We start from the raw sequence: 10,380 nt of genomic DNA on the forward strand, positions 1-10,380 counted from the left end.
AATCAAAAGCCAAAGCAACAGCGAGGCGGCCTTAAAGCCGACCTGATTGCAGGCTTGTCCGCGATCCCCTGTAGGAGCGAGCATGCTCGCGAAAAACCTGAGAGCACCGCGGGCTGCCAGGTGCCCAGCGTCATCGTTGACGACCATCGTCGGAACGCCGCCCGGAGCATGCTCGCTCCAGGGGATCGAGGTATACCCGTCAAAGTCAGGTCGGCTTTAAGGCCGCCTCGCTTTTGTTTTTGATCTGGGCGCCCCGTTAACCACGCTGGCCGAACGCAGGCCTTGCGCAGTGGGTAAACCGGCAGGACGCCGGTTTAGCCGCGCTGGGCCATGGATGGCCCATCGCGGCGACCCACGGAGCAATGCCGGAGAGAGGGCATGCCGAGCCTTAGCGAGGCACCGAGTGGTGGGGCAAAGCCTTTTGCTTCCTTTTTGGCGTTTGAAAAAGGGAGTCGCTGTAAAAGCGAAACCATAAGCCGCCATTACCGCAGGAATGGATATGTACACATTCAACAAAAGATAGGCGGCCGTTACCGCAGGAATGGATATGTAAGCAGTCAACAAAAGATAGGCTACCAGGCCGACTACACCGACAAGCTACCTGCTACAGGGATCTGCGCCGTGCAGGCGGCTGCGTTAATATGCCCACCTCCTCGATCCAGAACAGGGCTCGTCTCGCGTAATGTCGGAAAAAGACACCATTTCCATTCAGCTGGTGCGTGAAGCGCTGCTGCAAAGTTGCGAACCGGGCGCAGCCACCGATGAGGTATTGCACAAGGTTGGCATTGATCCGGCGTTGCTCGCCAGCAGCGACGCCCGTGTTGCGGCCAGCGCTTATGCGCGCCTGTGGCGCTTGTTGGCTCGGCGAGGGGATGACGAGTTTTTCGGCATGGACCCGCGCAAGCTCAAGTCCGGCAGCCTGGAGTTTCTCTGTCGCTGCGCCATGGTCCAGCCAAGCCTGGCGGCCGGGCTCACCACGGGTTTGAGCTTCCTGTCGTTGATGCTCGAGCGCATGCCCGCCGAGCTGGTTCATCAGCAAAGCCTGGCGGAAATCGTGTTGCTCGAGGACGACCATGAACCTCGTCGGGCCTTCACTTACTTTACCTATTGGATGATCGTGCACGGCGTGGCCTGTTGGCTGGCCGGACGCCGAATTCCCATCCTGGCGATCGAGCTGCGCTGTGCGCAGCCGGATTTCTGCCATGACTATCAGGTGATGTTCTCCGAAAACCTGCGTTTCGACCGACCACGTACACGGATGATCTTTTCCGCTGACTGCCTGGGCCTGCCGATCAAGCGCAGCCTTGAGGAGCTGAGGCGCTTCCTGGCCCATGCGCCGGCCAACATCCTGGTCAAGTACCGCGACCCGCAAAGCCTGGCCAGCCGGATCAAGCAGGACCTGCGGCAACTGCCCGCCGAGCAGTGGCCGGAGACCGAAGCCCTGGCGCAACGCCTGTACATGTCGGCCTCGACCCTGCGCCGTCGCCTGGCCGAGGAAGGCCAGACGTATCAGGGGCTCAAGGACAGCGTGCGCAAGGAACTGGCCATCGCCTGGCTGGCGGAACCGGCCATCAGCTTCGCCGACATCGCCGCCCGGCTGGGGTTTGCCGACACGAGTTCGTTCTACAAGGCATTTCGCAAATGGTCGGGGTCCAACCCCGGGCATTATCGCAGTTTGATTCTCAACGAATCTCTCTAACCCCCCTGTAGGAGCTGCCGCAGGCTGCGATCTTTTGATCCTGATCTTTTCGGGGCCGCTGAAAAACAGATCAAAAGATCGCAGCCTGCGGCAGCTCCTACAGGGATCGCGTTCCCAGGTTGGTTTTTGGCCAAACCAGTCAAGCAACTTGATAACTTTGACCATTGCCCCACATCCCGCCTGGAGCGAGTATTTCCCTGTTGGTTACGGCTCCCCCACCTAACAAAAAATACAGGGACTCTGGCAATGCGCGATTACTTGTCTGCTGTTTCACAGTTCAACTACCAGCACACCGTCGATGCCTCACTCGCAGGCAATCTGACCGCTCTCAACGCCTGTATCGAATGTTGCGACCGGCATGCGCTCCCTGGGCGTATCGCGTTGTTCTGGGAGGGACGTGACGGCACCAGCGCGACCTACACGTTCACCGACCTGCAGGGCAAAGCCGCGCGTTTCGCCAACTTCCTGCTGGCCCAAGGCGTGAAAAAAGGCGACAAAGTCGCCGGGCTCCTGCCACGCAATATCGAATTGCTGATCACGGTGTTCGCCACCTGGCGCATCGGCGCGGTCTACCAACCGTTGTTCACCGCTTTCGGCCCCAAGGCGATCGAGCATCGCCTGGGCAGTTCCGGAGCCAAAGTAGTGGTGACCGACGCGGTCAATCGCTCGAAACTCGCGGAAGTCGCCGACTGCCCGACCATCGTCACCGTCGCAGGTGCCAAAGGGCAGGGCATTGTCCGAGGTGACTACAGCTTCTGGGTCGAACTGGCCAACTACGGCAATGATTGCGAACCGGTGCTGCTGACCGGCGAAGACCCGTTCCTGCTGATGTTCACCTCGGGCACCACCGGCCCTTCGAAAGCGCTGTCGGTGCCGCTCAAGGCCATCGCCGCCTTCAAGGGCTACACCCGTGACGCGGTGGATCTGCGCCCCGAAGACGCCTTCTGGAACCTGGCCGACCCGGGCTGGGCCTACGGCATCTATTTCGGCGTGACAGGTCCGCTGTCCATGGGCCATCCGATTACGTTCTATGATGGCCCGTTTACCCTGGAAAGCACCTGCCGGGTGATCAACAAGTACGGGATCACCAACCTCACCGGCTCACCGACGGCTTATCGCCTGTTGATCGCCGGTGGCGAGGAATTCGCCAGGTCGATCAAAGGCAAGCTGCGCATTGTCAGCAGCGCCGGCGAGCCGCTGAACCCGGAAGTGATCCGCTGGTTCGCCGATAACCTGGACGTGGTCATCCATGACCATTACGGCCAGACCGAACTGGGCATGGTGCTGTGTAACCACCATGGCCTGGAGCACCCGATCCATATGGGCGCCGCCGGTTTTGCCTCGCCCGGCCACCGCATCGTGGTGCTGGACGACGACTACCGGGAACTGGGCGTCGGCCAGCCGGGGATTCTGGCCATCGACCGTACCCAGTCGCCGATGTGCTGGTTCGCTGGCTACGAAGGCGCGCCGACCAAGGCCTTCGTCGGCAATTACTACTTGAGCGGCGACACGGTCGAGTGGAATCCGGACGGCAGCATCAGCTTCGTCGGCCGTAGCGACGACGTGATCACCACCTCCGGCTATCGCGTCGGCCCGTTCGATGTGGAAAGCGCATTGATCGAGCACCCGGCGGTGGTGGAAGCCGCCGTGGTTGGCAAGCCCGATCCGGAGCGCACCGAGCTGGTCAAGGCCTTCGTCGTGATCTGCTCGCAATACCGCGCCACCCCGGAGCTGGCCGAAGAGTTGCGCCAATACGTGCGCAAGCGCCTGGCGGCGCACTCGTATCCCCGCGAAATCGAATTTGTCAGCGAGTTGCCGAAAACCCCGAGCGGCAAATTGCAGCGCTTTATCTTGCGCAACCAGGAAGTCGCCAAGGCTCAAGAGGCCGCCGCGAAGAACGTTCCAGCTTGAATCCAAGGAAACAATCATGCAGATCGAAAACAAGGTTTTTCTCGTCACCGGCGGTGCTTCCGGCCTTGGTGCGGCCACCGCTCAAATGCTGGTCGCGGCTGGCGCCAAGGTGATGCTGGTGGACATGAATGCCGAGGCTGTCGCGGCGCAGGCCCAGCGCCTGGGCGCGCAAAGCGTGGTAGCGGACATCAGCAGCGAAGCAGCGGCCGAGGCCGCGGTGCAGGCAACGGTCAAGGCCTTCGGTGGCCTCAATGGCCTGGTCAATTGTGCCGGCATCGTGCGTGGCGAAAAGATCCTGGGCAAGAACGGTCCGCATGCGCTGGCAAGCTTCAGCCAGGTGATCAACGTCAACCTGATCGGCAGCTTCAACATGTTGCGCCTGGCCTCGGCGGCGATTGCCGAAACCGAAGCGGACGCCGATGGCGAGCGCGGCGTGATCATCAACACCGCCTCTGCGGCGGCTTACGACGGCCAGATCGGCCAGGCGGCGTACTCGGCGTCCAAGGGGGCGATCGTCAGCCTGACCTTGCCGGCCGCCCGTGAACTGGCGCGCTTCGGTATCCGCGTAATGACCATCGCCCCAGGCATTTTCGAAACACCAATGATGGCCGGCATGACCCAGGAAGTGCGCGACTCCCTGGCCGCCGGCGTGCCGTTTCCACCGCGCCTGGGCAAACCCGCCGAGTATGCTTCGCTGGTCCGGCATATCATTGAAAACAGCATGCTCAATGGCGAGGTGATCCGTCTCGACGGTGCCTTGCGCATGGCGGCCAAATAAGGAGGATTTGTCATGACTATTGCCAACGATCCAATTGTTATCGTCAGCGCCGTGCGCACCCCGATGGGCGGCTTCCAGGGCGAACTGAAAAGCCTCACTGCGCCGCAACTCGGTGCCGCCGCCATCAAGGCCGCGGTGGAACGTGCCGGCGTTGCCAGCGATGCCGTCGACGAAGTGCTGTTCGGCTGCGTATTGCCTGCCGGCCAGGGCCAGGCGCCTGCGCGTCAGGCGGCACTGGGCGCCGGCCTGGATAAATCGACCCGTTGCACCACCCTCAACAAGATGTGCGGCTCGGGCATGGAAGCGGCCATTCTGGCCCATGACATGCTGGTGGCCGGCAGCGCCGAGGTGGTAGTCGCCGGTGGCATGGAAAGCATGTCCAACGCGCCGTACCTGTTGGACCGTGCACGCAGTGGCTATCGCATGGGGCATGGGCGGGTGCTGGATTCAATGTTCCTCGACGGCCTGGAAGACGCCTACGACAAGGGACGCCTGATGGGTACCTTCGCCGAAGACTGCGCCGAAACCAATGGTTTCAGCCGCGAAGCCCAGGATGCATTTGCGGTGGCCTCGACCACCCGCGCCCAGCAGGCCATCAAGGACGGCAGCTTCAAGGACGAGATCGTGCCGTTGACCGTCACCGTCGGCAAGGAACAGGTGACGATCAGCAACGACGAGCAGCCACCGAAAGCCCGACTGGACAAGATTGCCTCGCTGAAACCGGCGTTTCGCGATGGCGGTACCGTGACGGCGGCCAACTCCAGCTCCATCTCCGACGGCGCGGCGGCACTGGTGATGATGCGCCGGTCCGAGGCCGACAAGCGTGGCCTCAAGCCACTGGCGGTGATCCACGGTCATGCGGCATTCGCCGATACGCCGAGCCTGTTCCCGGTGGCGCCGGTGGGCGCGATCGAGAAATTGATGAAGAAAACCGGCTGGTCGCTGAGCGACGTGGACCTGGTGGAAGTCAACGAAGCCTTCGCCGTGGTCAGCCTGGTGACCATGACCAAGCTGGAAATCCCTCACGAAAAACTCAACGTGCATGGCGGCGCCTGTGCCCTCGGCCACCCGATCGGCGCCTCTGGCGCACGGATCCTGGTGACATTGCTCTCGGCCCTGCGCCAGAAAGGCCTGAAACGCGGCGTTGCAGCGATTTGCATCGGTGGCGGCGAAGCGACGGCCATGGCCGTGGAATGCCTCTACTAACACGACCCCTGTAGGAGCTGCCGCAGGCTGCGATCTTTTGATCTTGATCTTTAAAAGCAACATCAAAAGATCGCAGCCTCGTTTCACTCGTCAGCTCCTACACAGGGGGCGATTACCTTTTCAAGGAATGGTCATGATCCCTAATGACGAACAACAGCAAATACGCGACGCGGCCCGGGACTTTGCACAGGAACGGCTGAAACCGTTCGCCGCCGAGTGGGACCGTGAACACCGCTTTCCCAAGGAAGCCATCACCGAGATGGGCGAGCTGGGCTTCTTCGGCATGCTGGTGCCGGAGCAGTGGGGCGGTTGCGATACCGGTTACCTGGCCTACGCCATGGCCCTGGAGGAAATCGCCGCGGGCGACGGTGCCTGCTCGACCATCATGAGCGTGCACAACTCGGTAGGGTGCGTGCCGATCCTCAACTACGGCAACGACGATCAGAAAGAGCGCTTCCTCAAACCCCTGGCCAGCGGCGCGATGCTCGGGGCTTTTGCCCTGACCGAACCCCAGGCCGGCTCCGACGCCAGCGGCCTGAAAACCCGCGCGCGCCTGGAAGGCGATCACTACGTGCTCAACGGCTGCAAACAGTTCATCACCTCCGGGCAGAACGCCGGGGTGGTCATCGTGTTCGCCGTGACCGACCCGTCGGCCGGCAAGCGTGGCATCACGGCATTCATCGTGCCCACCGATTCGCCGGGCTACGCAGTCGCCCGGGTCGAGGACAAGCTCGGCCAGCATGCCTCGGACACCTGCCAGATTCTCTTCGAAGAGGTGAAAGTGCCAGTGGCCAATCGCCTGGGTGAAGAGGGCGAAGGCTACCGGATCGCCCTGGCCAACCTCGAAGGCGGGCGCGTCGGCATTGCCTCGCAATCGGTGGGCATGGCCCGCGCCGCGTTCGAAGCGGCCCGCGACTATGCCCGTGAGCGCGAGAGCTTCGGCAAGCCAATCATCGAGCACCAGGCCGTGGCCTTCCGCCTGGCGGACATGGCGACCCAGATCGCCGTGGCGCGGCAGATGGTGCATTACGCGGCGGCGCTGCGCGACAGCGGCAAGCCAGCGTTGGTGGAAGCCTCGATGGCCAAGCTGTTCGCATCCGAAATGGCCGAGAAGGTATGCTCGTCGGCGCTGCAAACATTAGGTGGCTACGGCTACTTGAACGACTTCCCGCTGGAGCGGATCTACCGCGACGTGCGGGTCTGCCAGATCTACGAAGGCACCAGCGATATTCAACGCATGGTCATTTCACGCAATCTTTGAAAAGGAACCCCTGTAGGAGCGAGCATGCTCGCGATGGTCGTCAACGATGACGCTGGGTGCCTGATACCCCACAGCGTTCTCTGGTTCATCGCGAGCATGCTCGCTCCTACAAGGACCGAGTGCTTAGCAGGAGTCAATTAATGAACTACGAAACGATTTTGCTGGAAACCCATGGCCGGGTCGGCCTGATTACCCTCAACCGCCCGCAGGCGCTGAACGCGTTGAACGCGCAGATCGTCAGCGAACTGAACCGGGCCCTCGACGGCTTCGAGGCCGACTCGAACATCGGTTGCATCGTCCTGACCGGTTCGAAAAAGGCCTTTGCCGCCGGTGCCGACATTAAGGAAATGGCCGAGCTGACCTATCCGCAGATCTATATCGACGACCTGTTCAGCGACAGCGACCGGGTGGCCAACCGCCGCAAGCCGATCATCGCCGCGGTCAACGGCTTCGCCCTGGGCGGTGGCTGTGAGCTGGCCCTGATGTGCGACTTCATTTTGGCCGGCGACAACGCCAAATTCGGCCAGCCGGAAATCAACCTCGGCGTATTGCCGGGCATGGGCGGCACCCAGCGCCTGACCCGCGCCGTGGGCAAGGCCAAGGCCATGGAAATGTGCCTGAGCGGGCGCTTGATCGATGCCGTGGAAGCGGAGCGTTGCGGCATCGTGGCGCGCATCGTGCCGAGCGACGAATTGCTGGATGAAGCGCTGAAAGTCGCGGCGTTGATTGCCAAGAAGTCGCTGCCGATTGCGATGATGGTCAAGGAAAGCGTGAACCGTGCCTTTGAAGTGAGCCTGTCCGAAGGCGTGCGCTTTGAACGTCGGGTGTTCCATGCGGCGTTTGCCACGCAGGATCAGAAGGAAGGGATGGCGGCGTTTATTGCCAAGCGTGAGGCTGAGTTCACCGGAAAGTAATGCGGCGCTCCCGCTGACGCCTTCGCTGGCAAGCCAGCTCCTACAGGGTTTACGCAATCCCTGTAGGAGCTGGCTTGCCAGCGAAGCATTTTAAGGTTTTACACCAGATAGTTCTTCAGTTCGCGGGCAATCACCATCCGCTGAATCTCGCTCGACCCCTCATAGATCTGCGTGATCCGCGCATCCCGGTAATACTTCTCGACCGGGTAATCTTCCAGATACCCATACCCGCCATGAATCTGAATCGCTGACGAGCAGACTTTCTCGGCCATTTCCGAAGCAAACAGCTTGGCCTGCGAGGCCTCTGACAGGCATGGCTTGCCGGCCGTGCGCAGGCGTGCCGCGTGCAGGATCATCAGCCGCGCCGCGTTCAGTTGCATGTGCATGTCGGCCAGCAGGTTGGCGATACTCTGGTGTTCATTGATCGTTTTGCCGAACTGCACGCGCTCGCGGGAATAGGTCAGCGCCGCTTCGAATGCCGCACGGGCAATGCCCAGCGCCTGGGCGGCGATGCCGATGCGACCGCCTTCGAGGTTGGACAGGGCAATGCCCAGGCCCTTGCCGCGTTCACCCAGCAGATTGGCCTCGGCAATGGTGCAGTTGTTCAGTGTGACCGCACAGGTATCGGAGGCGCGGATGCCCATTTTGTGTTCGGTGCGGTCGACGATAAAGCCAGGGGTATCGGTAGGTACCAGGAATGCCGAAATGCCGCGCTTGCCAAGCTCCGGGTCGGTCACGGCAAACACGATGGCCAACTTGGCCCGTTTGCCGTTGCTGACAAACTGCTTGGCGCCATTGAGCACCCACTGGCCATCGCGCAATTCGGCACGGGTGCGCAGGTTGTGCGCCTCGGAACCGGCCTGTGGTTCGGTCAGGCAGAAGCACCCAATGACCTGGCCGCTGGCAAGATCGGCCAGCCAGGTCTGTTTCTGCTCTTCGCTGCCATAGTTGAGCACCGGCCCGCAGCCCACCGAGTTGTGGATGCTCATGAACGCGCCGGTGGCGCCATCGCCAGCAGAGATTTCTTCCACCGCCAAGGCGTAGGCAACATAGTCGACATAGGTGCCGCCCCATTCCTCGGGCACCACCATGCCCAATAGGCCCAACTCACCCATTTTCGCCACCAGGGCATCGTCGATCCAGCCGGCTTTTTCCCAGGCCTGGGCGTGGGGCGCGATTTCGCCCCGGGCAAAGTCCCGGGCCATGTCGCGGATCATGACTTGTTCTTCAGTCAATTCGAGGTCGTGCATGATTCAGCTCCCGCTCTCATCGAAACCGTTGAAGAAACTCGCTACGTGTTCGGCGTCCAGCGCCTGCAGGGTCGGTGGGTTCCAGCGCGGATTCTTGTCTTTGTCGATCAGCAGGGCGCGCACGCCTTCGATCAGGTCGCCGCGCTCGAACCACTGGCGGTCCAGGTGCAGCTCAAGGGCGAAGCACTGTTCAAGGCTCAGGTGCCGGCCGCGCCGGAGCATTTCCAGGGTCACGCCCATCGCCAGGGGCGAGCGGGTCTGCAGCAGGTCGGCGGTGGTCGTCGCCCACTCATGGCTGTCGGCGACCGTTACCTCACGCATTTGCTCCACAATACTCGGCACATCGGGCAAGGCGAAGAAGTGGTCGATAGCCGGGCGCAAGGCGGCCAGCGGCGCATCGGGCAACTGTTGCACCCCGAGCTTCGCCAGCAGGCCCTGAAGGTCCTTCAATGGCGTGTCGTGCCATTGCAGTTGATCGAGTCTGTCATCCAGCGTGGCCAGCTTGCTGCTGTCCAGATACCAATCGGCCAGACCGCAGTACAGCGCATCGGCAGCGCGGATCTGCACGCCGCTGACGCCCAGGTAAATCCCCAGTTCCCCGGGGATGCGCGGCAGGAAGTAACTGCCGCCGACGTCCGGGAAGTAACCGATGCCGACTTCAGGCATCGCCAGTCGACTTTTCTCGGTGACCACCCGCACGTCGGCGCCTTGCACCAGGCCCATGCCGCCGCCCAGCACGAAGCCGTCCATCAAGGCCAGCACCGGTTTGCGGTAATGGTGAATCGCGAGGTCGAGGGCGTATTCCTCGACGAAGAAGTCTTGGTGCAGGGTGTCGCCGCTCTTGAAACTGTCGTAGAGCGAACGAATGTCGCCACCGGCACAGAAGGCTTTTTCGCCGGCGCCGCGCAGCACCACCGCGTGCACCTGTTCATCCTGTGCCCAGGCGTCGAGCTGACGCTGCAGGTCGCGCACCATTTCCAGGGTAATGGCGTTAAGACCGGCGGGGCGGTTGAGGGTCAGGTGACCGATGTGGTTGCGGACCTCGGCCAGCACTTCATTTTGCGTGGCAACCATGGACGAAGTCCCCTTCGATAAAACCTCAGCAGTCATCACTAACTCCCTGCTTTTATTGTTCTTTATAGACAAGCTCGCGCGCGAGCGATGCAGGATCGTAACAGTGCAAATTTGCCATGTACAAGGCGAAATGATGCAGGTCGTCTCTGCATTTATGCATTGTCTAGTCCTGAAATAGGTTTACATCTATTTCACCCAGCGCCCGATGCACCGCATCGGGCGTTTTGTATTTTAAAGACAGGTGCGGGCGCTCCTGGTTGTAGATCAAGATTGCCTCCCGCACCATC

At 61.6% G+C, this 10,380-nt stretch carries 8 protein-coding genes and 1 pseudogene; 6 read left to right on the forward strand and 3 right to left on the reverse strand.

Annotated features, from left to right (window positions below):
- Window positions 1-69: 69 nt before the first annotated feature.
- Window positions 70-147, reverse strand: a pseudogene (locus tag CGA21_RS30080) (outer membrane lipoprotein carrier protein LolA); the annotation flags it as partial.
- A gap of 535 nt (window positions 148-682) precedes the next feature.
- On the opposite strand from CGA21_RS30080, the gene CGA21_RS28785 reads away from it, so the two are divergent.
- The 6 genes from CGA21_RS28785 to CGA21_RS28810 all read left to right on the forward strand — a co-directional run bounded on the left by CGA21_RS28785 (window position 683) and on the right by CGA21_RS28810 (window position 7,769).
- On the forward strand, window positions 683-1,699 hold the full coding sequence (locus CGA21_RS28785) for an AraC family transcriptional regulator (RefSeq protein WP_188265605.1): 1,017 nt from the start codon (window positions 683-685) through the stop codon (window positions 1,697-1,699).
- A gap of 246 nt (window positions 1,700-1,945) precedes the next feature.
- Complete coding sequence (locus CGA21_RS28790; protein WP_188265606.1) at window positions 1,946-3,610, forward strand: AMP-binding protein; 1,665 nt, start codon at window positions 1,946-1,948, stop codon at window positions 3,608-3,610.
- A gap of 16 nt (window positions 3,611-3,626) precedes the next feature.
- Window positions 3,627-4,388: an SDR family NAD(P)-dependent oxidoreductase gene (locus CGA21_RS28795; protein WP_188265607.1), complete on the forward strand. Its 762-nt coding sequence runs from the start codon at window positions 3,627-3,629 to the stop codon at window positions 4,386-4,388.
- A 12-nt stretch (window positions 4,389-4,400) separates the two neighbouring features.
- Entirely contained in the window at window positions 4,401-5,594 is a 1,194-nt protein-coding gene (locus CGA21_RS28800) for an acetyl-CoA C-acyltransferase (protein ID WP_110747355.1), read from the forward strand.
- 133 nt (window positions 5,595-5,727) lie between these two features.
- On the forward strand, window positions 5,728-6,855 hold the full coding sequence (locus CGA21_RS28805) for an acyl-CoA dehydrogenase (RefSeq protein ID WP_188265608.1): 1,128 nt from the start codon (window positions 5,728-5,730) through the stop codon (window positions 6,853-6,855).
- 140 nt (window positions 6,856-6,995) lie between these two features.
- A complete protein-coding gene (locus tag CGA21_RS28810) occupies window positions 6,996-7,769 on the forward strand; it encodes an enoyl-CoA hydratase (protein WP_110747349.1) in 774 nt (257 codons plus the stop codon).
- Window positions 7,770-7,867: 98 nt separating this feature from the next.
- On the opposite strand, the gene CGA21_RS28815 is transcribed toward CGA21_RS28810, so the two are convergent.
- Together CGA21_RS28815 and CGA21_RS28820 are read right to left on the reverse strand one after the other, a co-directional pair.
- The gene (locus CGA21_RS28815; protein ID WP_188265609.1) at window positions 7,868-9,019 is read right to left on the reverse strand and encodes an acyl-CoA dehydrogenase family protein; all 1,152 of its coding nucleotides are present in this window, start codon (window positions 9,017-9,019) and stop codon (window positions 7,868-7,870) included.
- Between the two features lie 3 nt (window positions 9,020-9,022).
- Window positions 9,023-10,129 carry an enoyl-CoA hydratase/isomerase family protein gene (locus CGA21_RS28820; protein ID WP_188265610.1) on the reverse strand — a complete coding sequence of 369 codons (1,107 nt, stop codon included), beginning with the start codon at window positions 10,127-10,129 and terminating at the stop codon, window positions 9,023-9,025.
- Window positions 10,130-10,380: the final 251 nt, after the last annotated feature.

Source organism: Pseudomonas sp. PSB11, assembly GCF_014596605.1.
GTDB lineage: Bacteria > Pseudomonadota > Gammaproteobacteria > Pseudomonadales > Pseudomonadaceae > Aquipseudomonas > Aquipseudomonas umsongensis.

Excerpts from the sequence above, each read along its gene's own strand:
- CGA21_RS28795 (WP_188265607.1), top strand. The coding sequence starts at position 3,627 with ATGCAGATCGAAAACAAGGTTTTTCTCGTCACCGGCGGTGCTTCCGGC.
- CGA21_RS28820 (WP_188265610.1), bottom strand. The coding sequence starts at position 10,129 with ATGACTGCTGAGGTTTTATCGAAGGGGACTTCGTCCATGGTTGCCACG.
- CGA21_RS28810 (WP_110747349.1), top strand. The coding sequence starts at position 6,996 with ATGAACTACGAAACGATTTTGCTGGAAACCCATGGCCGGGTCGGCCTG.
- CGA21_RS28805 (WP_188265608.1), top strand. The coding sequence starts at position 5,728 with ATGATCCCTAATGACGAACAACAGCAAATACGCGACGCGGCCCGGGAC.
- CGA21_RS28790 (WP_188265606.1), top strand. The coding sequence starts at position 1,946 with ATGCGCGATTACTTGTCTGCTGTTTCACAGTTCAACTACCAGCACACC.
- CGA21_RS28800 (WP_110747355.1), top strand. The coding sequence starts at position 4,401 with ATGACTATTGCCAACGATCCAATTGTTATCGTCAGCGCCGTGCGCACC.
- CGA21_RS28785 (WP_188265605.1), top strand. The coding sequence starts at position 683 with ATGTCGGAAAAAGACACCATTTCCATTCAGCTGGTGCGTGAAGCGCTG.
- CGA21_RS28815 (WP_188265609.1), bottom strand. The coding sequence starts at position 9,019 with ATGCACGACCTCGAATTGACTGAAGAACAAGTCATGATCCGCGACATG.